We start from the raw sequence: 23,897 nt of genomic DNA, 5'->3' as shown, positions 1-23,897 counted from the left end.
GAGTCGGGAGTACCTGGTCGAATCGGGCGTAGCTGGTCGGATCGGGCGTACCTGGTCGGAAGTTTCGACCCGGTATGCCCGGAAACACCAGGCATCGCGGGCGTTCTGGGAAAGAACGGGCGAGGGGCGCTCAGCCGCCGGCGAAAGGGGGCATGACGTCGACGACCGCGACCCCGGACAGCGCGGTGGCCCGGTCGCGGGTGGTCACGCCGTCGACCAGGTACGAGCACCGCTCCTGCAGCGCACTCCAGCGCGATGGGTCGGTGGCGGTGGCCTCGCGCAGCGCCTCGTCGAGCGTGTCGGCCGCGGTGGTCAGCGTGTCCGCGCCGACCGCCGCCCGGGCAGCGGCGAAGAACCGGATCGTGGTCATGTCTCAGCCGCCGATCGCGCTCATGCCGCGCGTCGGGTGCACGAGCTCGTCGCTGTCGTCGCCGTGGTCGCGCGGCTTCGCCCACATCGCCCGGCGCCACAGCTCGGCCAGGTCGTCGTCGGAGACCCCCGCGCGCATCGGGCCGAGCACGTCGGTCTCGGCGTCGGAGAACAGGCAGCTCCGGACGTTGCCATCGGCGGTCAACCGGGTGCGGGTGCAGTCGGCGCAGAAGGACTCGGTGATGCTCGCGATGATCCCGACGGTGCCGAGCAGCACGCCGATGCCCGACGCAGCGGCGTGGTCGCGTGCGTGCACCCGGTAGCGCTCGGCCGGGGCGCCGTCACGCGGGGCCTCGTCCGGCGTCAGCACGAACGACGACGCCAGCAGCGCCCGGGTCTCGGCAGCGGTCACCATCTCGGTGCGGTCCCAGGCGTGGTCGGGGTCGAGCGGCATCTGCTCGATGAACCGCAGCTCGTAGCCGCGGTCGAGGCACCAGCGCAGCAGCTCCGGCGCGGCGTCGTCGTTGATCCCGCGCAGCAGCACCGCGTTGACCTTGATGTCGAGGCCGGCGTCGTGGGCGGCGGACAGCCCGGCGATGACCTTGTCGAGGAACGGGCGGCGGGTCACGGTGGTGAACACGTCCGGGTCGACGGTGTCGAGCGACACGTTCACGCGCCGCAGCCCGGCGTCGTACAGAGCCTGGGCGCGGTGGGCGAGACCGATGGCGTTCGTGGTGAGCGACAGCTCCGGGGCGTCGGGCAGCGCGGCGCACCGGGCGATCACGTCGACCAGGTCGTGCCGGAGCATCGGCTCGCCGCCGGTGAACCGCACCTTGCGCACACCGAACCGCGACGCCCCGATCCGCACCAGCCGCTCGATCTCGGCGGCGGTCATCAGGGCGTCGTCGGGGGCGAAGGGCAGCCCGGCGGCCGGCATGCAGTAGGTGCAGCGCAGGTTGCACCGTTCGGTCAGCGACACCCGCAGGTCGATCGCACGACGCCCGAAGCGGTCGACGAGCCCGGCGGACGCCGGGTCCACGGTCGTGCCGAGCAGGGTCGCGGGTGCCATGCGGCTCAGCGTACGTGTTCGACGCTCCGGAACGACAGCCGTTCCCACCAGCGCCGCCAGTCCGACCGGCTCGTGCGCAGGAGCGTCACCACCACGATGACGGCCACGGCGGCGAGCAGCCACCACCGGTAGGCGTCCGTCGACGGCCACACCCCGCGCAGCGCGATGGCGAGCCCGATCGACAGCCACTCCCACCGCCCCGACAGCACCACGAACGGGATGAGCAGCAGCGCGTACCAGGGGTAGCGCGGGGTCACGGCGAGGAACGTGACGCCGATCATCAGGACCTCGCCGGACCACGGCCGCGACGGGTCGGACAGCCGCCAGGCCACGAAGGCGGCGAGCAGCACGGCGAGCCCGACCACGACGGTCGCGGCGTCGCCCCGGAAGACCAGCGACACCAGGGCGAAGCGCGAGCCGTCCTCGTAGCCCTCCTCGCTCAGGTAGCCGGGCAGGTACCCGAGCACGTCGAGCCCCGTCGTCAGCACGTAGGGCACGTAGAGCAGTCCGAACACGGCGATGCCGACCGGGATCGCCCACCAGGAACGCCACCGGCCGAGCAACGGCGGGTACACGATCGCGGGGATGAGTTTGGTGGCCGTGGCCGCTCCGAGCGCGATCCCGCCCCAGATCGGTCGACCGAACGCGACGAGGACGGCACCCGCGGTCGCGAGCGCCGCGCCGAGGGCGTCGACGTGCGAGTTCGTCACGGCCTCGGACGCCACGAGCGGCGACCAGGCCCAGAGCGCCGCCCACCAGGTCGGACGACCGGTCTTCCGCAGCACCACGACGAGGGCGATGGTCACCACGAGCGAGAGGAGCAGGCCCGCCACCTGGAACGGCATGTACTGCGCGGTCGCCGGCACGAACGCACGGACCGCGGCGAACCAGAGCTGCGCCATCGGCGGGTAGATCGTCGTCACGTCCGGCCGGTTGATCGCGGTGCAGTGGCCGTCCGCGCCGTCACCCAGGCCGCGGAACCGGGGCTTGAGGTCGTCGCACGTGCCGTTCACCTTGTCCGGGAACAGCCAGTCCGGCCGCAGACCGGACAGTGCCGTGGACTGGGGGGTGTGCGCGTACGGTGAGACTCCGGCATGCTGGACGATGCCGTCCCACGCGTACCGCGCCGAGTCGGTGCTCGTGCTCGGTGGGCCGGCCAGCGCCGCGAGGCCGACCACCACCGCCCCGACCATGACCACGGCGGTCATCCACCGGGCGGGCACGAACCGCAGCGCGAGCACGGCGATCACGAACACCGTCCAAGCGATCAGCGTCCACGCAACGAATGACGAACGAGTGTCGGATCGGAGGAACCCCAGATGCGTGACGCCGAAGGCGATGACGCCCGCGAGGGCCAGTACCCCGACGACCGCGCCCACCACGGCGAGGCGGGCACCGGGTCCGACGGCGGAGGACGGTCGGACGGCACGCAGTCGGTCGCTCATGGTCCGTCGAGGCTAGCGGGCATGCGGCACCTGCTGTTCGAGGCGCGGGCCGCTCTGGCCTCGCCGAACCGGAACGCGCGCTCCGCGGTGGTGCTCGGACGACTGCTCGGCATCGCCTTCGTGGTGTGCTTCGGCACCGGCATCTACAGTCACCTGCTGCAGGAGCCCCTCGGCTGGATGCGGTTCCCGACCCGGCCGACGCAGCTCTACCAGTTCACCCAGGGCCTGCACATCACCACCGGCATCGCGATCATCCCGCTGCTGCTGGCCAAGCTCAACACCGTCATGCCCGCGCTGGTGCAGGTCCCGCCGGTGCGCGGCGTGCTGCACCTGTTCGAGCGGCTGTCGATCGCCGTGCTCGTGTCGGCGTCGATCATCCAGGTCACGACCGGCCTGCTCAACACGTACCAGTGGTACCCGTGGCCGTTCCCGTTCCGCCAGGTCCACAACGCGATGGCGTACGTGATCATCGGGTCGCTCATCATCCACATCGCGTCGAAGCTGCCGGTGATCGCCCGCTACTGGCGGAAGCGCGACTCCTACGACGAGCAGGGCCGGTTCATCGTGGACCCCGCGTCCGGCAGCGAGTTGCTTCCCCCGGTACGGGAGGCCCGCCCCGCGTCCGCCCCGCCGGCTGCGGGTGCCGAAACGGCCCAGTCCACGGCCCCCGGCCTGCTCGGCCGCGTGTTCCGCTGGATCGACGGCGTCGACGCGGTCAAGGCGGTCGACGCAGCCCCGGACGGACCGGCGGCCGATGCGCCGGAGCCGACCCGGGCCTCCCGGTCGGTCGAGGAGCGCGCACAGGGCCGACGCCAGCGGATCGCACGACGCGGGTTCTTCGGCGGCGTGACGGCCGCGGTCGTCGGCGTCGTCGCCCTGACGGCGGGGCAGTCCTCGAAGCTCGCTGAACCGTTCAACGTGTTCGGCGCGCGCCAGCGCGGTCTCGGCGCGAACGGCCTGCCGGTCAACCGCACCGCCCGCGCGGCGGGGGTGCTCGCCAGCGCGACCGCCGCGGACTGGACGCTGACCGTCGTCGGACCCGACGTGACCCGGACCTTCGTGCGCGCGGAACTCGTCGCCCTCGGCACCACCGAGGTCGACCTGCCGATCTCGTGCGTCGAGGGGTGGAGCCAGATGGGCAGCTGGAAGGGCGTGCGGATGCGCGACCTGCTCGGCGCCGTGCAGGCCGAACCCGGATCGCACGTGCGCGTCACGAGCCTGGAACGACACGGCGGCTACCGGATCATGGACATGGGGCCGGAGTACGCCGAGGACCCGACCACCCTGGTCGCGCTCGAGCTGAACGGTTCGACGCTCGACCTGGACCACGGGTTCCCGGCGCGGATCATCGCTCCGGGGCGACCGGGCGTGCTGCAGACCAAGTGGATCGAGAAGATCGAGGTGCTGCGGTGAAGGCCGCGCGGATCGTGCTCGTCGTGCTCGGCGTGCTGGTGATCGCGTTCGGTGCCTACGTCCTGGTGACGTCGGTCAAGCCGAACCGGATCGGCGGGCTGGCGACCTGGCTGCTCGGCGCGGTGATCCTGCACGACGCGATCCTGTCGCCGTTCGTCGTCGGCGCCGGACTGCTCCTGCGTCGGGCGGGGCGGTCGCTCCGGGCGTGGGTGCTCGTCGTGGTGCAGACGGTGATCGTGCTCGGCAGTGTGCTCGCCCTCGTGGTGCTGCCCGAGATCGCGGCGAAGCGGCACGGGCAGAAGAACCCCACGATCCTGCCGTTCGACTACGGCACGCGGTTGCTGATCGTCGAGGGGGTGCTGCTGCTCGTGGTGGTGGCGGTGCTCGTCGTCGGAGTGGTTCGTGCGCGGCGGACGGCACTGGTTAAAGCGACAACCATTCGGTAGGATGCAGACATGACCGACGAGACCCCGTGGCTCACCCGCGAGCAGCTGCGCGCGTGGATGAAGCTCGTGGCCGTCATGGAACTCCTGCCGGCGGCGCTCGACCAGCAGCTGCAGCGTGACGCGGACCTGACGCACTTCGACTACATGGTCATCGCGATGCTCTCCGAGACCGACGGTCGCACGCTGCGCATGTCGGCCCTCGCCTCGGCGACGAACGCCTCGCTGCCCCGGCTGTCGCACGTGGTGTCCCGGCTCGAGAAGCGCGGGCTCGTGACGCGCTGCCCCTCGACCTCGGACCGCCGTGCGACCGACGTCCGGCTCACCGACGCCGGGTACGCCACGATCGTCGAGGCCGCTCCGGACCACGTCCGCACCGCACGCCACGTCGTGATCGACGCCCTGAGCGACGAGCAGGTCGTCCAGCTCGACGGCATCGCGGCCGCACTGCTCACACGGCTCGACCCCGAGGGGCGGTTCGCTGCCCTGACGTACCCGCGGGACGACGACGACACCGCGATCTGCGAGGCCCGGCTGACCGGTGCCAGCACCGACTGAACGGCGCTGTGCGCCCGCGTCTGCGCCCGCGTCTGCGGGCTCGGTCGTTGCAATAGGCTCGGCCCATGACCGACCCCGCCGCGCCGTCCGACACGTACTCCTACCTCGGACCCGCCGGCACCTTCACCGAGGCGGCCCTCAAGCTCGTCGAGGCCGCGGCCGGCAAGCCCTGGCGGAGCGTCAACAACGTCGGTGAAGCGCTCGACGACGTCATGTCCGGCCGCTCGGTCGGCGCGGTCATCGCGATCGAGAACAGCGTCGACGGCGGCGTCAGCGCGACGCAAGACGCCCTCGCCCGGATCCCCGGCGTGCGGATCGTGGGGGAGTACCTCGTGCCGGTCGACTTCGTGCTCGTCGCGCGCCCCGGCACCGTGCTCGCCGACGTCCGCACCGTGAACGCCCACCCGGTGGCCTACGCGCAGACCCACAACTGGCTCGAGGCGAACCTGCCCGGTCACGGCCACATCCCGGCGTCGTCGAACGTCGCCGCCGCGCTCGCCCTGCTCGAGGCGAACCCCACCGCCGACGCCGCCGTCGCACCGCCCGGCATCACCGACCACCACGACGTCGTCGTGCTCGCGTCGTCGATCGGCGACAACGCCTCGGCCGTGACCCGCTTCGTGCTCGTGTCCAAGACCTTGGCGCTGCCCGAGCCGACCGGTGCCGACAAGACGAGCGTCATCGTCGAGCTGCCCGCCGACCACCCCGGCGCCCTGGTCGACATGCTCGAGCAGTTCGCCACCCGCGGCATCAACATGGGGCTGCTGTCATCGCGGCCGATCGGTGACGAGCTCGGCCGCTACCGGTTCGTCATCGACCTGGACGGGCACGTGCAGGACGAGCGCGTGGCCGACGCACTGCTCGGTCTGCGGCGGTTCAGCCCGCGCGTGACGTTCCTCGGGTCGTACCCGCGGGCCGACGGCGCGCAGCCCGAGGTGCCGGCGCGCTACTCGGACGCCGCGTTCGTCGAGGCGCGGGACTGGCTGCGCGCGATCGTGTCCGGCGAGCCTGACGCGGGCTGACGCGCTCTGCCGTCCTTCCGCGCGGCGCTGGCTCGTCGGTCGGTGCTGCCCGGTGCGAGGTTGATCACTCCGTGCGCCCGAACAACCTCGCACCGAGTGAGCAACGCCGCACGGGCCGCACGGCCCGCCGCCGCTCAGCGCTTGCGGCCGCGCACCCAACTCGGCCGCGGCTCCACCGTCGGAACCTTGACCGTCAGCGAACCGGGGTCGATCCGCGCACGGAACGCCGTGATCTCGCCCACCGGGTCGCCGTCGATCTCGAACTCGTCGGGCTTCTCGAGTCGCAGCGTGAACTCCTCGCCGCGCATGTACCGCAGCGGACGCTCCTGCTTCGCCGCCGTGGTGATGCGTCGACCGATCAGGGTCTCGGACAGGGCCGAACGCCGGAACCAGCGCAGGATCCCGTTCTCCCAGAACACGCGGGCGCCGATCCGCACCCAGCCGAAGAAGCCGCGGGGGCGCATCACGACGATGTCGAACACGCCGTCGTCGATCTCGGCGTCGGGCAGCAGCATCGCGTTCGCCTGCAGCATGCCGCAGTTGCCGACGATCACCGAGTGCGCGCGCACCGAACCGTTGCGGGCCGACTCGTCGAGCCGGTACTTGAACTCGAAGCCGTCGGTGTCCCGCACGGAGCGCAGCAGCGAATCGAGGTAGGCGAGCCACCCGACGCGCTTCTTCAGCTCGGGGCGGGTGTTCGCGATCATCCGGGCATCGAGTCCGAGTCCCGCCATCACGACGAAGCCGAACTGCTCGCGGGCACCGTCCGGCCGCTCGATGCCGATGAGGCCGAAGTCGATCGCCCGCTCGTGGCCGGAGAAGATGGTGTGCGCGCTGCTCGCCAGGTCGTCGAGGGGGAGCTTCATGTTGCGGGCGAGCAGGTTGCCCGTCCCGCTCGGCAGCAGCGCGAGCGAGGCACCGGAGCCGTGCACGACCTCGGCGACCGCGCGCACGGTGCCGTCGCCACCCGCGGCGGCGACGACGTCGGCCCCCGCCTCGAGCGCTGCGCGGGCCATGCCCCCGCCCGGGTCTTCCTCGGTGGTCTCGAACCAGAGCGTCTCGGCCCAGCCGGCTTCCTGCTGGTGCTGTTCCACGGTGGCCTTGAGGGTCGGCAGGTGGACCTTGACCGGGTTGTAGACCACGGCAGCCGTCCGGTGCTCGGTGGGGAGGGCGTCCTGGTCCGCGGGCGCGGTCTCCGAAGGGGTCGACATGGGATCAACGGTACCGATCGGACGCTGCGAGCGGCGGGTTCCTCCCCATGTCGCCGCCTCTAGGATGGAGCGGTGATCGATCCCCAGCTGCTTCGTGACAACCCGGACGTCATCAAGGCCTCGCAGGAGTCCCGCCGCGCATCCGTCGCCGTGGTCGACGAGGCCGTCGCCGCCGACGCCGCCCGACGCAGCGCGATCACCGCGTTCGAGTCGCTCCGCGCCGAGCAGAACGCCTTCGGCAAGACCGTCGCCAAGGCCCCGAAGGACGAGAAGGCCGCGCTCGTGCAGCAGGCCCAGGCGCTCTCGGCCCGGGTGAAGGAAGCCCAGGCGACCGTCACCGCGGCCGAGGAGACCTTCAACTCCGTCGTGCGCGCCATCCCGAACGTCGTGCTGCCCGGCGTCCCCGCCGGTGGCGAAGAGGACTTCGTCACCCTCCGCACCGTCGGCACGAAGCCCGAGTTCGACTTCGAGCCGAAGGACCACGCCGACCTCGGCGAGCACCTCGGCATCATCGACATCCCGCGCGGCGTGAAGGTCTCCGGCTCGCGCTTCTACTTCCTGCGCGGCCTCGGCGCCCGGCTCGAGATCGCGCTCATGTCGCTCGGCCTCGACCGCGCCATCGCTGCCGGCTTCGAGCCGCTCATCACCCCGACGCTCGTCCGCCCCGAGACCATGGCGGGCACCGGCTTCCTCGGCGAGCACGCGGCCGAGGTCTACCGGCTCGAGGCCGACGACCTGTACCTGACCGGCACGAGCGAGGTCGCCCTCGCCGGCTTCCACGCCGACGAGATCCTCGACATCGAGAACACCGCGCACCGCTACGCCGGCTGGTCGACCTGCTACCGGCGCGAGGCCGGCTCGGCGGGCAAGGACAACCGCGGCATCCTGCGCGTGCACCAGTTCAACAAGCTCGAGATGTTCGCGTACGTCCACCCGGACCAGGCCGAGGCCGAGCACGAGAAGCTGGTGTCGTACCAGGAGCAGATGCTGCAGGACCTCGGGCTGCACTACCGCGTGATCGACGTCGCCGCTGGTGACCTCGGCACGAGCGCGGCGAAGAAGTACGACATCGAGGCCTGGGTCCCGACGCAGGGCACGTTCCGCGAGCTCACCTCGACGTCGAACTGCACGACGTTCCAGGCCCGTCGCCTCGACATCCGGTACCGCACCGAGAGCGGCAAGACCGCCCCGGTCGCCACCCTGAACGGCACCCTCGCGACCACCCGCTGGATCGTCGCGATCCTCGAGACCCACCAGCAGGCCGACGGCTCCGTCGTCGTGCCCGAGGTGCTGCGCCCCTACCTCGGTGGCGTCGAGGTGATCGAGCCCCGATGAGCACGCAGGGGCGGTTCGTGGACGGTGCGGCGCAGGGCGCGGGCGCCGGTGCTCCCGCCCGCACGAAGCGGTGGCTGGTGGCCCTCGACATCGACGGCACCACGATGCGCGAGGACGGCGTCGTCACCGAGCCCGTGGTCGCCGCCGTGCGCGATGCCGAGGCCGCCGGGCACGAGGTCATGCTCTCCACGGGCCGCAGCGAGGGCATGACGGTGCCGCTGCTCGAGACCCTCGGCATCGAGCCGAAGTACCTCGTCTGCGCCAACGGTGCGCTGACCCTGGCCCGCCGTCCGGACGGGTCCTACGAGCGTGTCCACGTCGAGCACTTCGACCCGAGCGACGTGCTGCAGACCATCCGTGGTGCCCTGGAGAACGCGGCCTTCGGCGTCGAGGACGAGACCGGCCACTTCCGGTTGTCCGAGAACTTCCCCGCCGACACCATGACGAACGCCGGCGAGCTGGTGCCGTTCGAGCAGCTGCTCACGGTCGAGGCCACCCGCGTCGTCGTGATCTCGCCGGAGCACGGGCTCGAGGAGTTCCTGCAGATCGTCGAGGACATGGGCCTGCACAAGGTCTCGTACACGGTCGGGTGGACCGCGTGGCTCGACATCGCACCAGAGGGGGTGACGAAGGCCACCGCGATGGAACGCGTGCGCGAGTGGCTCGACATCCCGCGCTCCCGCGTCTTCGCCGCGGGGGACGGCCGCAACGACATCGACATGCTCCGGTGGGCTTCGACCTCCGGTCGCGGCGTCGTGATGGGCCAGGCGCCCGACGACGTCGTCGACGCCGGCAACGAACTCACCGGTGGCGTGTCCGACGACGGCCTGGCAGCGGCGCTCGACTCCCTGCCGCGCTGACCCCGGCATGCGCTGACGCGCACGGCGGACGGGAGGCCCGTTAGACTTCCCGGGACGCGGTCACGTCTCGCCACGTGGTCGCGTCACTGGAGGGTTGTCCGAGCGGCCGATGGAGCCTGTCTTGAAAACAGGTGGGCAGAGATGTCTCGTGGGTTCGAATCCCACACCCTCCGCCATGGACACCCGGTTGCGCCTGCTCCGCGTCGACGACGCGGCGACGCTCGCCGCCGTCATCACCGCGAGCGCCGAGCACCTACGCCCGTGGGAGCCGTCCCGGGCCCCGGCGTACTTCACCGAGCAGGGCCAGCACGACGTCATCGTGCAGTCGCTCGCCGCAGAGCGCGCCGGCACCGCGGTCCCGTTCGTGATCGAGTCGACCGACGGTGAAGTCCTCGGGCGCATCACGCTGAGCGGCATCACCCGCGGGGCCCTGCAGTCCTGCGCGATGGGGTACTGGATCCGCGCCGATCGGCTGCGCCAGGGCCACGCATCCCGCGCCGTCGCCGCCGCTGCCGTCCACGCGTTCGACGTCCTCCGACTGCACCGGGTGCAGGCCGAGACGCTTCCGGAGAACGTGGGGTCGCAGCGTGCCCTCGAGTCCGCGGGGTTCAAGCGCTACGGGTTCGCGCCGGAGTACATCACGATCAACGGAGCCTGGCGCGACCACGTCATGTTCCAGCTCCTCGCACCCCCTCCTGCCACACGGCGCACTCGATGATCGAGGTCGTCGAGTACCAGCCGTCGTGGCCCGTGCGGTTCGCGGTGTTGCGGGACGCGTACGCCGCAGCCCTCGACGCCGCCGGTGCGCCCTACCGCAGCATCGAGCACGTCGGCAGCACGTCAGTGCCCGGCCTCGCGGCGAAGCCCGTGATCGACGTCGACATCGTCGTCGATGCCGGCGACGTCGCGGCGGCGGTCGCAGCGCTGGCCGTGATCGGCTTCGAGCCACGGGGAGACCTCGGCGTCCCCGACCGGCAGGCCTTCCGGACACCCGAGCGCTTCGCCCCGAGCAACACCTACGTCGCCACCGCCGGATCGCTCTCGCTCCGGAACCACCTCGCCGTCCGCGACGTGCTGCGCGCCGACCCGGCCCTGCGCGACGAGTACGCCGCCGTGAAGCGATCAGCGGCCGCAGAGGCCGAGGACATCGACGACTACATCGAGCGGAAGAGCGACGTGCTCGGTCGTGTCCTCGCTGCGGCGGGCATCTCGGTCGAGGAGCGCGCCGCGATCACCGCCGTCAACCGCGACATGACCGGCCGAGGCGCCCGCGGTTGACGGTCCTGGTTCGGGAACCTCGCGGTTCCCGAACCAGGACCGTCAACCGGCCCGGTCCTCGACGTCGCCGTGTTCGCGCTCCCACTCGTCCTTCCGCGCCACCGCCTGGTCGAGCTGCTGGTTCCTGACGGCACGCTCCGCCGCGGTCTGACCGACGTAGCCAGCGACGGCGAGCAGCGCCGAGCCGACCCCGAGCAGGATCTTCAGCAGCTCGCCGTCCGACGTCGCCAGCAGCCAGAGCGCGAGCGCGCCGAAGCCGGTGATCGGGACTCGGAGGGCGGACGCCAGGAACTGCACGTCCTCCACCGTACGGCGTACGCCGCGCCCGCGACCGGACCTCAGGCGGTCGCGAGCGCCGGGTACAGCGCCGCCAGCGGCGCACTGAGCCCGGCGCGGACGTCACGGCTGACCTGGTCCGCCAGCACCTCGTGCTCGCCGGCCTCGACGGCGTCCCAGATGAGCCGGACGATGTCGGCCGGGTCGGACTTCTCGACGTCGAGCCCCGCCGTCATGCCGGTGTCGGTGTAGCCGAGGTGTGCGCCGACGACCTGGGTGCCCTGGGGTGCGAGCTCGAGGCGCAGCGAGTTCGTGATCGACCAGAACGCTGCCTTCGACGCCGAGTACGCGCCGGCGAGCGCGACCCAGCTCAGAGCCGAGTGCACGTCGATCAGTGCGCCGCCGCCGATCGAGGGGGCGAAGGCCTTGGCGACCCGGAGCGCGCCGAAGACGTTCGTCGCGAAGATGCGCTCGACCTCTGCGACCGAGGTGTCGACGAGCGGGTCGGCGCCGGCGATCCCGGCGTTGTTCACGACGATCGTGGTGTCCGCGGCCGCACGGGTAGCGGCGTCGACGCTCTCCTGGCTCGTGACGTCGAGGGCGAGCGGGACGATGCGCTCGTCGTCCCAGGTGCGCGGGGTGCGGGCGGTCGCGTAGACCTTGGCGGCGCCGCGGTCCAGGGCCTGCTGGACGAACTCGGCGCCGAGGCCGCCGTTCGCTCCGGTGACGAGGACGATGGCGTTGGTGAGGTCGGTCATGAGGGGCTCCAGACGAGAGAAGTTGAGTACGGAAACCGAACCTAGCACGTTGTGTCCGGAAATCGAACCCAGCTAGGATGAACGCATGCTCGGCATCCTCGGCGGCGACGAGCGCTGCCCCATCGCACGGTCCCTCGACGTCCTCGGCGAGAAGTGGACGCTCATGATCGTGCGTGACGCCCTCGCCGGTTCCACGCGCTTCAGCCAGTTCCAGCAGAGCCTCGGCGTCCCGCGCGAAGTCCTGACCGCACGACTGGCCTCCCTCGTCGACGGGGGAGTGCTCGAGCGCACGACCTACAAGCCGGAGGGTGCCCGGGCGCGCGAGGAGTACGTGCTCACCGACGCCGGCCGCGATCTCTCGCTGGTGCTCCTGGCGCTCGGCGGCTGGGCGGATCGGTACCGCCCCACGGAGCTGACGTCGGACCTGCGCTTCGTCGACTCCGATTCCGGCGAGCCGGTCGAAGCGGTCGCGGTGACGCAGGAGTCCCAGCAGCGTGTGCCGCTCCAGCGGCTCACCGCCGTCATGGACCCGGCCACCTGACGGACGGGAGGCCCGTGGCGGCCCCGCCCCGCGCCTCCAGGACGGTTTGGTGGTGCGTCAGCGACGCACGTCGCACCCGCAACTCGCGCCCAGGACCAACTCGGCGGGCACAAGGTCGCGGTGCCACTGGTTGTCCGCGTCGAGCCCGAGCACACGGTCGACGGCGGCGGTCGCCATCGTCTCGATCGGCTGCCGGACCGTCGTGAGCTGCGGGTTCGTGTAGTCGGCCTCGGCACCGCCGTCGAACGACACGATCGCGACGTCCTCCGGTGCGCGCAGCCCGAGTTCCCACAGTGCCCGCAGCACACCGACGGCCTGCATGTCCGAGCTGACGAAGACGGCGCGGGGTCCCGTCCCGTCCGCGAACATGCGCAGGCCGGCCTCGTACCCGCCCCGCCGGGTGAAGTCGCAGCGCACGATCGGGCCGTCCGGCAGCCCGGCGTCGCGCAGGGCCCGCATCCAGCCCTGTTCGCGGAGCTCCATGGAGCCGGCGTGCCCCATGACCAGGCCGATCGACCCGTAGCCGTGCTCGACCAGGTGGCGGGTGCCGTCGTACGCGCCACGCAGGGCGTCGACGCCGATGCTGGCGTACTCGGGCACCTCGAAGAAGGTGTTGAGCAGGACCATCGGGATACCCGGGTCCGACACGGTGGACAGGTCCGGGTGGGTCATGATGCTCGTGACGATGATCCCGTCGACCTGGCGGGCGGACAGGCTGCGGAGCCGCTCGCGCTCCTGGCTGGCGTCGCCGTCGCTGTTGGCGAGCAGGACGTCGTAGCCGCGGGCTGCTGCGGCGTGGGTGACCTCGACGGCGAGCTCGGACCAGAAGGGGTTGTCGAGCTCGGGGACGATGAGCCCTAGCATCTTCGACGACCCGGTGCGCAGGGCCTGGGCGCTGGCGTTCGGGCGGTAGCCGAGGACCCGGATGGCGTCACGGACCCGGGCGGCGGTGGCCGCCGCGACGGGGCGGGGGCCGTCGTGCACGACGTAGCTGACGACGGAGGTGCTCACGCCGGCGTACCGGGCGACGTCGGCGCGGGTGACCGCCCTCGGGGTCGTCGGGACGCTCACGGGTGCCACCTTCGTCGGCTCGGAAGTCGCGTTCGGGTGCCGGCCCGTGTGGACCGACACCCGAACACCACTTGCTATTCGCTGGCGATACTAGACGAGGGCACCGCCGAGGTCGTCTCCGGGGCGTCCCCGAAGTCCGGCACCTCGAGGCGTGCGCCGCCCTGCAGGGCCGACTGGTGGGCGATGATGCCGGGCAGCGTGAAGCGTGCGGCGGTCCAGGCGTTCACCGGCGGCAGGGTCCGGTCGACGACGGCGCGGACGAAGTCGTCGGCCAGGAACTGGTGCGAGCCCTCGTGCCCGGTCGGCACGCCGGCGTACTCGGCGGGCAGGCGGTCGGTGTCGTGCACCTCGGCGTAGCCGGACACGAACGCGTCGCGCAGCGAGGGGTCGACGCCGGCGAGACGCGGGTCGTCGAGGTCCATCGTCGCCTGCGTGTTGATCTTGTCGCTGATGTCGTGCGAGTCCTCCTTGTCCTGCCAGACGCTGGTCTTCGCGAGCTGTTCGAAGCTCGCTTCGGTGCCGAAGTAGCGGAAGCGGGACTCGCGGATGTGCGACGGGTAGCCGACACGGCGCATCTCGTTGATGCGCATGACGCCGCCGTTGTCGAGCTCGAACAGGGCGGTGGCGTTCGAGAAGTCGTTGTCGAACTGGCTGACGTCCTTGTCGAAGACGCCGTCGCCCCGGTCGTCCTTGACGCCGATGCAGCTGACGCTGACCGCGTGTCCGGGGATGGCGCCGAGGACGCCGCCGACCGAGTGGGTCGGGTACAGCATGGGCGGGTAGCTGGCGGTGCGCTTCCAGTCCTCGCCACCGCTGAACTGGTACGCGGCGTAGAACCCGAGGTCCATGTCGTGCACGTAGTCGCCCTCGGAGTAGAAGACCCGGCCGAAGGCGCCGTCGGCGACCTGCTTGCGGGCGAACACCGTCGCGGGGTTGTAGTAGCTCGTCTCGCCCATCATGTAGGTGAGCCCGGTCTCGCGGACGGCCTCGATGATGTCGCGGATCTCGTCGACCGAGATCGCCATCGGCACCGCCGAGTAGACGTGCTTGCCGGCGCGGAGCGCCTTGACGACGAGCGGACCGTGCGTCCAGCGCTGCGTGAAGATCGCGACGGCGTCGACGTCCGAGGCGAGCACGGCGTCGAAGTCGGCGAACGTGCCGTCGAGGTGCTGCGACTCGACGAGCTCCGACGCGCGGTCGTCGACGAGGTCGGTCACGAAGACGCGGTCGACGTCCGGGTGGAGCTTGAACAGCTTGGCGAACTGGGGGGCGAACTGGCCCGCGCCGACCATTCCGACAGAGATCATCAGTGACCTTTCCAGGGTGAGGGATGCGTCGCCGGGCAGGTCGCGCCGATGCGATCGACCGCCATCCTGACACGATTGTCTACACGTGACAACCCCGGATTCGGAGCGCGAAAGAGCCTCTTGCCACCCGGTGTCACCACGTGTAGATTCCCGGCTCACGGACTGCTGCACGTCAGTTCACCGCAGACGAAGGAGTCGCGATGGCCACCGAGAGCCCTGTGTCGTCACCCTTGACGACCGCCAGCACGAGACGGAGGAGTCGGGCAGCCGACCTCCCGCTCGCCAGCACCACCGTCCCACGCCGCCGCCGTCCCCGGAACGACCTGTGGCTCGCGCTGCTGTTCATCGCGCCGGCCGCGATCGGCTTCGTGGTGTTCCTCGCCTGGCCGACCGTGCGGGGCATCTACCTGAGCTTCACGTCCTACAACCTGCTCACCGAGCCGGAGTTCACCGGGCTGCAGAACTACGCGCGGCTCGTGCAGGACTCGATCTTCTGGCACTCGATGGTCGTCACGATCGAGTACGTGCTCATCAACATCGTCATCCAGACGGTCGTCGCACTGTTCATCGCCGTGATGATGCACCGCCTGACGAAGTCGACCTTCGTGCGCGGCATCGTCCTGGCGCCCTACCTGGTGTCGAACGTCGTCGCGGCGCTCGTCTGGCTGTGGATCCTCGACACCCAGCTCGGCATCGGCAACGAGATGCTCGCGGCCCTCGGCCTGGACCGCATCCCGTTCCTGCAGAGCGACGTCTGGGGCATCCCGTCGATCGCGCTCATCAACGTGTGGCGGCACGTCGGCTACACGGCGCTCCTGATCTTCGCCGGCCTGCAGTCGCTTCCCGAGACGGTGTACGAAGCCGGCCGCATCGACGGTGCGAGCGAGTGGAAGATGTTCTGGCGCATCACGGTGCCGCTGCTCCGCCCGATCCTGTCGCTGGTGCTCATCATCACGGTGATCGGGTCGTTCCAGGTGTTCGACACCGTCGCCGTCACCACGCAGGGCGGCCCCGCGAACGCCACGAACGTCGTGCAGAACTACATCTACAACCTGGCGTTCGGCCGGTTCCAGTTCGGCTACGCGTCCGCGGTCTCGGTCGCGCTCCTCATCGTCCTCAGCATCATCACGATCATCCAGTACCGCCTCACCCGCTCGGGTGAGTCGGACCTGGACTGAACGGAGCGCCGCACCATGACCACGACCCTCACCCGTTCCGTCACCACGAAGCGTCCGCCCCGACCCGGAGCCGGCCACCGTCGCCGTCCGTCGGTCGGCCGCGTCCTCGCCTGGGTCGCGATGATCATCGTCATCGTCGTCACCCTGTTCCCGTTCTACTGGATCCTGCGCACCGCCCTGTCGTCGAACGGTGCGATCAACTCCGACCCCACGTCGCTGCTGCCCGTCGGGTTCAGCCTGGGTGGGTTCGAGCGGGTCCTCGGCCTGCAGTCCACCGAGGAGGCCCTCGCCCAGGGTGGCTCCGGCGCCGCCCTGAACTTCTGGCGGTACCTGCTCAACTCGGTGATCGTGTCGACGCTCGTGACGGTCGGCCAGGTGTTCTTCTCGGCCGCTGCCGCGTACGCCTTCGCCCGACTGCGCTGGCCCGGACGCGACAAGGTCTTCGGGGTGTTCCTCGCCGGCCTGATGGTGCCCGCGATCTTCACGCTGCTGCCGAACTTCACGCTCATCAAGCAGCTCGGGCTCGTCGACAACCTGCTCGGCATCGCGTTGCCGACGATGTTCATGACCCCGTTCGCGGTGTTCTTCCTGCGGCAGTTCTTCCTCGGCATCTCGAAGGAGGTCGAGGAGGCCGCGCTGATCGACGGCGCGGGCAAGGTCCGGGTGTTCTTCCGGCTCGTCATCCCGATGGCCGCTGCGCCGATCGCGACGCTCGCCGTGCTGACGTACATCACGAGCTGGAACGACTACTTCTGGCCGCTCATGGTGTCGTACACGGACAGCTCGCGGGTGCTCACCGTCGCACTCGGCGTCTTCAAGTCGCAGTCCCCGCAGTCCGGCACCGACTGGGCCGGGCTGATGTCCGCGACCCTCGTGGCGGCGCTCCCGATGATCGTGCTGTTCGGCGTCTTCGCCAAGCGGATCGTCAACTCCATCGGCTTCTCCGGGATCAAGTAGCCCCGGCTCGGACAGGACCACCACACCATGACGAACAACCTCTCCCGCCGCGCACTGTTCGCGGGCGGCGCTTCAGCCCTCGCCCTCGGTGCGCTCGCCGCCTGCTCGTCCCCGAGCCGTGGGACCGCGTCCAAGAGCGGCGCCCGCACCGTGAGCTACTGGCTCTGGGACTCCAACCAGCTGCCCGCCTACCAGCAGGTCGCGAAGGCCTTCCACCGCGAGAACCCCGACATCACGGTGCAGATCACCCAGCTCGGGTGGGCCGACTACTGGACCAAGCTGACGGCCGGGTTCATCGCCGGCACCGCGCCGGACGTCTTCACCGACCACCTGACGAAGTTCCCGCAGTTCTCCGACCTCGACGTGCTCTACAAGCTCGACGAGCTCGACGCGACGAAGTCCATCAGCGACGACGACTACCAGTCCGGCCTCGCCGAGCTGTGGAAGGGCCAGGACGGGCACCGCTACGGCTCGCCGAAGGACTGGGACACCATCGGGATGTTCTACGACCGGAAGGCGATGCAGAAGGCCGGCGTCTCCGACGACGAGCTCGCCACGCTCGAGTGGAACCCCGACGACGGCGGCTCGTTCGAACGGATGCTCGCGCACCTGACCATCGACTCCAAGGGTCGGCGGGGTGACGAGCCCGGCTTCGACAAGGAGAACGTCGAGGTCTACGGCATCTCGTCGAACGGGTCTGGCGGCGACGGCTTCGGCCAGACGCAGTGGTCGCCCTTCACCGGGTCGACCGACTGGTTCTACACGAACGAGAACCCGTGGGGCGACAAGTTCCGCTACGACGAGAAGACCGTGCAGGACACCCTCGCCTGGTACTACCGCCTGGCCGACAAGGGCTACATGGCGAAGTACGGCGTCTTCTCGACGACGACCGGTCCGGACGTGCAGCTCGGCGCGGGCAAGTGTGCGCTGTCGTTCAACGGTTCGTGGATGATCGGCACGTACCTGAACATGAAGGACCTCGACATCGCCGTCGCCCCGACGCCGATCGGGCCGACGGGCAAGCGGGCGTCGATGTTCAACGGGCTCGGCGACTCGATCACGAAGCAGGCGAAGGACCCGGAGGCGGCGGCGAAGTGGGTCGCGTTCCTCGGCAGCGACACCGCCCAGGAGATCGTCGGCCGCGCGGGCGTCGTGTTCCCGGCCCGTCCCGCCGGTACCGAGGCGGCGGTCGCGTCGTTCCGGAAGCGCGGGCTGGACGTGTCGGCGTTCACCCGGCAGGTCGAGGAGAAGACCACGTTCCTGTTCCCCGTCACCCGCAACCCGGCGGACGTGCAGGCGCTGCTGCAGCCGGCCTTCGACAACGTCTACGCGAACGGCAAGCCGATCTCGACGTTGACCGGCATCAACGAGCAGGTCAACAACCTGCTGGCGCTCACCTGAGCGCGCGGGTCGCCTGACGCGGTCTGACGCGACCACCCCTCGGTCTGGAGGCACGGGGCACGCCCGCCCCGCGCCTCCAGACCGTCAGACTGGTCACGTGGAACGACGTGAGCAGATCCTGGTGGCCGCTGCGGAGGAGTTCGACCGCGTCGGCTTCGCCGCCGCGACGATCGCGGCCATCGCCCGCGGGGCGGGCGTCTCGCAGGGGGCGCTGCACTTCCACTTCCCGACCAAGCTGGCCCTCGCGCTCGGTGTGATCGACGAGCAGAACGTCCGGACCTTCGACGTCGTGAGCCACACCGAGCAGTCACCAGCAGCTGCCCTGGTCGGCGCCTCGCGAGCCATCGCGGACCTGCTGCGGACCGACCCGATCGTGCGGGCGGGCATCCGGTTGTCACTGGAGCGCGGCGAGTTCCACGCGGCCACGGTCAGCTTCTACGAGCAGTGGATCGGCGGGATCGTCGACGTGTTCCGGCTGGCGATCGCGAGCGGCGAGCTCCGCACCGACCTGACCGCGGAACAGCTCGGCGCCACCGTCGTGCCGTACTTCACGGGCGTGCAACTGGTGTCCGACGTCCGCACCGGGCGGGCCGATCTGTTCCCCGCGGTCGCGACGATGTGGCGGGTGGTCCTGACGGCCACGGCTGACCCGGCGCACCGCGACCGGCTGCTCGGCGTCGTCGACGAGGCGTTCAGCGGTCGTGGAGTTCGCGGTCGCGGAACCACTTGAGCAGCCACGCCGCGCTCGTGCGGTCGAACGACCGCGGGAAGTCCGTCTCGCCGGACAGGAACGGACTGAAGCCCGGCTCCGCGTGGACGTCCGCGTCGTCGAGCGAGCGGTAGGCCATCGACCAGCCGTCGAAGCGTCGTCGCTCGATGTCCTCGCGGATGAGCGACTTCACCTCGCCGTGCCGCGGATCACGGCTGATGGCGGCGAACCGGTCGTCGACGCTCCACGCAGGGCCCTCGAGCAACTGCATGAAGCGGCCGCCCTTCACGACGAGCAGCCCGGAGACGCCGAGCGCCTCGTTGCGGAGCCGTGAGCCGTCCAGCAGCGTCGCGAGGTCGCCGTCGTCGAAGGGGACGACGGCGCGACTCATGTAGACGATGGAGACGAGCACGGGTCCATGGTGTCAGTCGGCGGGGAGTTCGTGGGCCGTGACGTCCTCGTTGCGCTTCTTGCGCCACGGACGCGCGGGGGTGTTCGGGCCGTCCCAGACCAGGATCGCGCCCCACGCGGCGGCCAGCAGCGGCACCGAGATGATGGCACCGGTGATGCCCGCCAGGACGGTGCCCGCGGTCAGGCCGATCAGGATGACCAGGCCGTGCAGCTTCAGGGTGCGTCCCATCAGCACCGGCTGGAGCAGGTTGCCCTCGAGCTGGTTCACGAGGATCACGATCCCGACGACGATGAGCGCCTGGACCGGTCCGAGGGCGACGAGCGCCACCAGCGCGGCCAGGATGCCGGCTGCCGTCGCACCGACGATCGGGATGAAGGCCGTGATGAACACGACGACGGCCAGGGGGAGTGCCAGCGGGACGCCGACGATCGCGATGCCGACACCGATGCCGATGGCGTCGACGGCGGCGACCGTGGCGGTGCCGCGGACGTACCCGCCGAGGGTCGAGACCACCCGGTCGCCCACCCGGCGTGCACGGTCGTAGCGCTCACCGGTGAACGGGCGGAGCAGGAACTCCCAGATGCTCGGGCCGTCCTTCAGGAAGAAGAACAGCACCACGATCATCAGCACGAGGCCGGTCAGGAAGTTCGCGGTGGCCGAGGCGCCGGCCAGGGCGCCGGAGCCGAACTGCGCACTCGTGATGAAGTCGGTGACGGACGCCACGGCGTCGTCGACCTGCTTGTCCGAGATCGAGATCGGCAGGTTCTTCGCGAAGTCCTGCAACTGCTGGAACCCGTCGACGGCCGACTTCTGCAGCTGCGACCACTGGTTCTCGACGGCGACGACGATGAGCCACCCGATCAGCCCGAGCACCGCGAGGACACCGATGAGCACCGCGAGGGTCGCGAGGACCGACGGCACCTTGTGCTTGCGCAACCAGGACACGATCGGGTGCATGGCCGAAGCGATGATGAGCGCGAGGAGCACCGGGATGGTGACGACGCTCAGCACGCTGCCGGCGTAGACGACGCCGGCGATGACCACGACGACGATGATCACCTGCAGGCACCGCGTCGCCAGGCGGCCCGTCGAGTCGGACCACGCCGCCTGGATCTTCGAGGGGGTGGTCGGCTGGGGGCTGTCGCGGAAGAACGGCATGGGATCGACCGTACTGATCCGCGGGACGGCGCGCCCGGACCCGCGCCCGGCGTCGCGGATCAGGTGGAGACGGTCCGCCGGACGTCGACGTCGTGGGAGTCCCGTGCGGCGGGCGCGACGACGAAGGCGGCGACGAGCAGCACGAGGGGCACCAGCATCGCCGCCTGCAGCCCGAGGTGCTCGCCGACGAAGCCGAGCAGGGGCGGTCCGACCAGGAACGCGATGTAGCCGGCGGTCGCGACGACCGACACCCGGCGGTCCCCGTCGGTCGGGTGGTCACCCGCTGCCGAGATCGCGAGCGGGAACCCGAGCGCGATGCCGAGCCCCCAGACACCCGCGGCGATCGCCGTGACCACCGGGCTCGGCGAGACCACCACGAGCAGGACCCCGATCCCGCCGACCGCGGCGCAGAGCCGGACGACCGGGCCCCGCCCCAGCCGCGTGACGAGCGGGGTGCCGGCCGACCGGCCGATGAGCATGGCGAGCGCGAACCCGGTGAAGACCAGCGAGCCGACCGCTTCCGGGGCGTCGTGGTCGGTCGTCATCAGGAGCGGGAGCCAGTCGCTGGCGGCACCTTCGGCGAAGGCCATCGCGAGCGTGATCACCGCGATGAGCGCGAGCTGCACGGTGATGACGGAGCGGCGGGTGGCCGTGGTGACGCGGGACGTGCCGGCGGCGTCTGCGGTGTCGGCTCCCTCCGTCTGCACTCCGGCACGCGGCAGCGGCTGCAGGTTGAGGGCAGCGAACGCCGCGAGTGCCGCCATCACCGCAGCCCCCACGAGCAGGTGCACGAGCACCGGTGTCCGGGCAGCCGTCATCGCGATGCCGACGACACCGCCGACGACGGTCCCCAGGCTGAAGCAGGCGTGCAGCACCGGCACCACCGGGTGGCCGATGCGCCGCTCGACCGCGGCGGCCTCGACGTTCAGCCCGATCTCGGCGACCCCCGACCCGAACCCGATCAGGAACAGCCCCGCCCAGACACCCGCCGGCACCTGTGCCGGGGCGAGCAGGGCGACGAGGACCATCCCCACCACGGGCAGCGCGCCACCGAGCAGGATCAAGGGTCGTGTCCCGAGCCGTCGGACGAGCGCACCGGCGCCGAGGATCCCGATCATCGACCCGATCGACAGCCCGAGGAGCACGAGCCCCATCGCCTCGATCGACGCCCCGAGTTCGTCGCGGATGGCGGGCGTCCTGGTCACCCACGTGGCGATGCCGAAGCCGGTCATCGTCGACGTGGCGAACAGGGCCCCTCGAGGGTGCCGGGTCATGTGACCATCTGATCGGTCCGCCGACGGCCCGTCAAGGGTGCGGTCGTCAGCGGAGCATGCCGAGGGCGCGGGCCTCGGAGACCGCGGCCGTGCGCGAGGACACCCCGAGCTTCGAGAACACGTGCACCAGGTGCGACTTCACGGTGGCGTCGCTGATGTGCAGGCGCGCGGCGACGGCGCCGTTCGACGCCCCCTCGGCGACGAGGCGCAGCACCTCGAGCTCCCGCGCCGACAGGCTCACCGACGGGGCGCGCATCCGCGCCATGAGCCGACCCGCGATCGTCGGCGCGAGGGCGCTCTGTCCGGACGCGGCGGCGCGGACGGCCGCGACGAGTTCGTGCGGGGGCGCGTCCTTGAGCAGGTACCCGCTCGCGCCGGCCTCGACCGCACCGAGGATGTCCCCGTCGGAGTCGTAGTTCGTCAGCACGAGCACGTACGGCGCGGCGTCGAGCGCGCGGATCCGTCGCGTCGCGTCCGCCCCGGTGAGGTCCTGCCCGAACTGCAGGTCCATGAGCACGAGTTCCGGCGAGAGCCGGGCGGCGAGGTCCACGGCTTCGTCCGGGGTGGACGCCTCACCCGCGACGACGATGCCGTCCGTGCCGTCGAGGAGTGCTCGGAGCCCGGCGCGGACCACCGGGTGGTCGTCGGCGATGAGGATGCGGATCACCGGACCTCCAGGATCGCGACGAGCGTCGTCCCGCGGCCAGGGGCCGAGTCGACCTCGAGCCGGCCGCCGAACTGCTCGACGCGCTCTTCGGTGGCACGCAACCCGAACGAGTCCGTCGTGCCCGACCGGTCGTGGACGGCGACCGGGTCGAAACCGACGCCGTCGTCCGCGATGGTGAGCCGGGCCTCCTGACCGTCCACGGTGAGTGACAGTCGGACGTGGGTGGCCGCGGCGTGCTGCACCACGTTGGCGACGGCGCCCTGGGCGATGCGGAGCAGCGCGGTCTGGACGTCCATCGGCAACGAGGCCTCCGCGACGTCGACCGTGACGTCGAGGCCGTCGCGCGACCACTGGGAGCCGGCCAACCGTTCCAGCGCTGCCCCGAGTCCGCGTTCGAGCGCCGGTGGTGCGAGTTCGCGGATGAACCGCCGGGTGTCGGCGAGGCCCTCGGCAGCGGTCTCACGGGCGAGCCGGATGTGCTCCGTCCCCGGACGCTCCCCGTCCGCGCGTTCGGCCGCGTGCAGCAGCATCTGGATGCTCGACAACCCCTGCGCGACGGTGTCGTGGATCTCACGGGCCAACCGGGCCCGCTCGGCGAGGACGCCCTGCTCGCGTTCGGTGACGGCCAACCGGTCGCGCGTGGCGAGGAGCTCGGCGACCAGGGCCTCGCGTTCGACCGCCTCGCGCGCGAGCGCCCGGTACCCCAGTCCGATGAGCAGTGCGACGCCCGCTCCGACGAGCGGACCGACCACACCACCGACGGTGAAGCCGCCGTGCAGTCCGAGGGCGACGACGGCGACCAGGGTCGCAGTGATGACGGCCACCGGTCCGACGATGCGCGGCAGGACGTGCAGGTACAGGAAGAAGAGCGGGAAGACGAGGTAGGCGGCCTCGGGGACACCGACGAGCAGGGCGATCCAGACGAGGGTCAGGGCGATGAGCCAGACCGCACCGGCGACCGTCCGACGGGGGCCGTCGCCGCGCGCGACGACCGCCCCGAGCAGGTACACGCCCGCGAACACCGCAGCCAGGGCCAACCGCACCCACGTGCCGGCGCCACCGTCCACGAGCACCCGCACGACGACCAGGGCGAGCAGCGCGGCCGACAGCACGTGCAGGCCGGTCCGCAGACCGACGAAGACCGGGGTGAGGGTGCTGTGCGCCATGTGCTCCCCAGCGTACGGA

General features: G+C 70.9%; 26 protein-coding genes and 1 tRNA gene. 14 read left to right on the top strand and 13 right to left on the bottom strand.

All coding sequences use genetic code 11. The annotated features are described in order from the left end of the window. Positions 1–130 precede the first annotated feature (130 nt). Genes EDF28_RS11640 through EDF28_RS11630 form a run of 3 tightly spaced genes read right to left on the bottom strand, consistent with a single transcriptional unit; the run spans position 131 to position 2,883 of the window. Positions 131–370 (bottom strand): MoaD/ThiS family protein, encoded by a 240-nt coding sequence (locus EDF28_RS11640; protein WP_123938379.1) that lies wholly within the window; start codon positions 368–370, stop codon positions 131–133. Positions 371–373: 3 nt separating this feature from the next. After that, positions 374–1,438 (bottom strand): GTP 3',8-cyclase MoaA, encoded by a 1,065-nt coding sequence (gene moaA, locus EDF28_RS11635; RefSeq protein WP_123938378.1) that lies wholly within the window; start codon positions 1,436–1,438, stop codon positions 374–376. A gap of 5 nt (positions 1,439–1,443) precedes the next feature. Beyond that, positions 1,444–2,883 carry a glycosyltransferase family 87 protein gene (locus tag EDF28_RS11630; RefSeq protein ID WP_123938377.1) on the bottom strand — a complete coding sequence of 480 codons (1,440 nt, stop codon included), beginning with the start codon at positions 2,881–2,883 and terminating at the stop codon, positions 1,444–1,446. Between the two features lie 21 nt (positions 2,884–2,904). Here EDF28_RS11630 and EDF28_RS11625 point away from each other — a divergent pair, with 21 nt between their 5' ends. The 4 genes from EDF28_RS11625 (at position 2,905) to pheA (ending at position 6,319) form a co-directional block, all read left to right on the top strand. Further along, a complete protein-coding gene (locus EDF28_RS11625; RefSeq protein WP_185094223.1) occupies positions 2,905–4,296 on the top strand; it encodes a molybdopterin-dependent oxidoreductase in 1,392 nt (463 codons plus the stop codon). Continuing rightward, a complete protein-coding gene (locus EDF28_RS11620) occupies positions 4,293–4,742 on the top strand; it encodes a hypothetical protein (protein ID WP_123291837.1) in 450 nt (149 codons plus the stop codon). Before EDF28_RS11625 ends, EDF28_RS11620 begins: the two co-directional genes overlap by 4 nt. Positions 4,743–4,751: 9 nt before the next feature. Further along, positions 4,752–5,297 (top strand): MarR family winged helix-turn-helix transcriptional regulator, encoded by a 546-nt coding sequence (locus EDF28_RS11615; RefSeq protein WP_123291838.1) that lies wholly within the window; start codon positions 4,752–4,754, stop codon positions 5,295–5,297. A 65-nt stretch (positions 5,298–5,362) separates the two neighbouring features. Continuing rightward, positions 5,363–6,319 (top strand): prephenate dehydratase, encoded by a 957-nt coding sequence (pheA, locus tag EDF28_RS11610; RefSeq protein WP_123338582.1) that lies wholly within the window; start codon positions 5,363–5,365, stop codon positions 6,317–6,319. 134 nt (positions 6,320–6,453) lie between these two features. Here the strand turns inward: pheA and EDF28_RS11605 are convergent, their stop codons facing one another. Beyond that, a complete protein-coding gene (locus tag EDF28_RS11605; protein WP_123291840.1) occupies positions 6,454–7,530 on the bottom strand; it encodes a diacylglycerol kinase family protein in 1,077 nt (358 codons plus the stop codon). Between the two features lie 72 nt (positions 7,531–7,602). Between EDF28_RS11605 and serS the strand changes: the two genes are divergently transcribed. The 5 genes from serS to EDF28_RS11580 all read left to right on the top strand — a co-directional run bounded on the left by serS (position 7,603) and on the right by EDF28_RS11580 (position 11,003). Beyond that, complete coding sequence (gene serS / locus EDF28_RS11600) at positions 7,603–8,865, top strand: serine--tRNA ligase (protein WP_123938376.1); 1,263 nt, start codon at positions 7,603–7,605, stop codon at positions 8,863–8,865. After that, entirely contained in the window at positions 8,862–9,725 is an 864-nt protein-coding gene (locus EDF28_RS11595) for an HAD-IIB family hydrolase (protein ID WP_123938375.1), read from the top strand. Before serS ends, EDF28_RS11595 begins: the two co-directional genes overlap by 4 nt. A gap of 88 nt (positions 9,726–9,813) precedes the next feature. Further along, positions 9,814–9,901: transfer RNA gene (locus EDF28_RS11590), tRNA-Ser, on the top strand. Continuing rightward, positions 9,901–10,443 (top strand): GNAT family N-acetyltransferase, encoded by a 543-nt coding sequence (locus EDF28_RS11585; protein WP_123938374.1) that lies wholly within the window; start codon positions 9,901–9,903, stop codon positions 10,441–10,443. The genes EDF28_RS11590 and EDF28_RS11585 overlap by 1 nt, the downstream gene beginning before the upstream one ends. Further along, entirely contained in the window at positions 10,440–11,003 is a 564-nt protein-coding gene (locus EDF28_RS11580; RefSeq protein ID WP_123938373.1) for a GrpB family protein, read from the top strand. The genes EDF28_RS11585 and EDF28_RS11580 overlap by 4 nt, the downstream gene beginning before the upstream one ends. Before the next feature lie 42 nt (positions 11,004–11,045). Here EDF28_RS11580 and EDF28_RS11575 read toward each other — a convergent pair whose 3' ends face one another. Both EDF28_RS11575 and EDF28_RS11570 read right to left on the bottom strand, forming a co-directional pair. Further along, positions 11,046–11,300, bottom strand: coding sequence for a hypothetical protein (locus tag EDF28_RS11575; protein WP_123938372.1), 255 nt, complete (start codon positions 11,298–11,300; stop codon positions 11,046–11,048). A 41-nt stretch (positions 11,301–11,341) separates the two neighbouring features. Beyond that, positions 11,342–12,037 carry an SDR family oxidoreductase gene (locus tag EDF28_RS11570; RefSeq protein ID WP_123938371.1) on the bottom strand — a complete coding sequence of 232 codons (696 nt, stop codon included), beginning with the start codon at positions 12,035–12,037 and terminating at the stop codon, positions 11,342–11,344. Between the two features lie 85 nt (positions 12,038–12,122). Between EDF28_RS11570 and EDF28_RS11565 the strand changes: the two genes are divergently transcribed. Next, positions 12,123–12,578, top strand: coding sequence for a helix-turn-helix domain-containing protein (locus EDF28_RS11565; RefSeq protein ID WP_123938370.1), 456 nt, complete (start codon positions 12,123–12,125; stop codon positions 12,576–12,578). A 57-nt stretch (positions 12,579–12,635) separates the two neighbouring features. Here the strand turns inward: EDF28_RS11565 and EDF28_RS11560 are convergent, their stop codons facing one another. Next, entirely contained in the window at positions 12,636–13,649 is a 1,014-nt protein-coding gene (locus EDF28_RS11560) for a LacI family DNA-binding transcriptional regulator (protein ID WP_243692417.1), read from the bottom strand. A gap of 74 nt (positions 13,650–13,723) precedes the next feature. Beyond that, complete coding sequence (locus tag EDF28_RS11555) at positions 13,724–14,956, bottom strand: Gfo/Idh/MocA family protein (protein WP_333925394.1); 1,233 nt, start codon at positions 14,954–14,956, stop codon at positions 13,724–13,726. Between the two features lie 230 nt (positions 14,957–15,186). Between EDF28_RS11555 and EDF28_RS11550 the strand changes: the two genes are divergently transcribed. The 4 genes from EDF28_RS11550 (at position 15,187) to EDF28_RS11535 (ending at position 19,222) form a co-directional block, all read left to right on the top strand. Further along, positions 15,187–16,134: a carbohydrate ABC transporter permease gene (locus EDF28_RS11550; protein WP_123292300.1), complete on the top strand. Its 948-nt coding sequence runs from the start codon at positions 15,187–15,189 to the stop codon at positions 16,132–16,134. 15 nt (positions 16,135–16,149) lie between these two features. Beyond that, positions 16,150–17,091 carry a carbohydrate ABC transporter permease gene (locus tag EDF28_RS11545; protein WP_123291849.1) on the top strand — a complete coding sequence of 314 codons (942 nt, stop codon included), beginning with the start codon at positions 16,150–16,152 and terminating at the stop codon, positions 17,089–17,091. Positions 17,092–17,118: 27 nt separating this feature from the next. After that, positions 17,119–18,492 carry a sugar ABC transporter substrate-binding protein gene (locus EDF28_RS11540; RefSeq protein WP_123938368.1) on the top strand — a complete coding sequence of 458 codons (1,374 nt, stop codon included), beginning with the start codon at positions 17,119–17,121 and terminating at the stop codon, positions 18,490–18,492. A gap of 97 nt (positions 18,493–18,589) precedes the next feature. Continuing rightward, positions 18,590–19,222, top strand: coding sequence for a ScbR family autoregulator-binding transcription factor (locus tag EDF28_RS11535; protein ID WP_134194579.1), 633 nt, complete (start codon positions 18,590–18,592; stop codon positions 19,220–19,222). On the opposite strand, the gene EDF28_RS11530 is transcribed toward EDF28_RS11535, so the two are convergent. Genes EDF28_RS11530 through EDF28_RS11510 form a run of 5 tightly spaced genes read right to left on the bottom strand, consistent with a single transcriptional unit; the run spans position 19,185 to position 23,878 of the window. Beyond that, on the bottom strand, positions 19,185–19,613 hold the full coding sequence (locus EDF28_RS11530) for a BLUF domain-containing protein (protein ID WP_111084665.1): 429 nt from the start codon (positions 19,611–19,613) through the stop codon (positions 19,185–19,187). The genes EDF28_RS11535 and EDF28_RS11530 overlap by 38 nt on opposite strands. 12 nt (positions 19,614–19,625) lie before the next feature. Then, positions 19,626–20,771 carry an AI-2E family transporter gene (locus tag EDF28_RS11525; protein WP_123291852.1) on the bottom strand — a complete coding sequence of 382 codons (1,146 nt, stop codon included), beginning with the start codon at positions 20,769–20,771 and terminating at the stop codon, positions 19,626–19,628. Positions 20,772–20,830: 59 nt separating this feature from the next. Further along, complete coding sequence (locus EDF28_RS11520; RefSeq protein WP_123938366.1) at positions 20,831–22,045, bottom strand: MFS transporter; 1,215 nt, start codon at positions 22,043–22,045, stop codon at positions 20,831–20,833. Between the two features lie 46 nt (positions 22,046–22,091). Then, on the bottom strand, positions 22,092–22,712 hold the full coding sequence (locus EDF28_RS11515) for a response regulator transcription factor (protein ID WP_123291854.1): 621 nt from the start codon (positions 22,710–22,712) through the stop codon (positions 22,092–22,094). After that, complete coding sequence (locus tag EDF28_RS11510; protein WP_123938365.1) at positions 22,709–23,878, bottom strand: sensor histidine kinase; 1,170 nt, start codon at positions 23,876–23,878, stop codon at positions 22,709–22,711. Before EDF28_RS11510 ends, EDF28_RS11515 begins: the two co-directional genes overlap by 4 nt. Positions 23,879–23,897: the final 19 nt, after the last annotated feature.

It is taken from the genome of Curtobacterium sp. PhB137 (assembly GCF_003814955.1).
Taxonomy (GTDB): Bacteria; Actinomycetota; Actinomycetes; order Actinomycetales; family Microbacteriaceae; genus Curtobacterium.
Note: the sequence above shows the minus strand (reverse complement) of the source record. Positions and strands in the feature narration are given on the sequence as shown.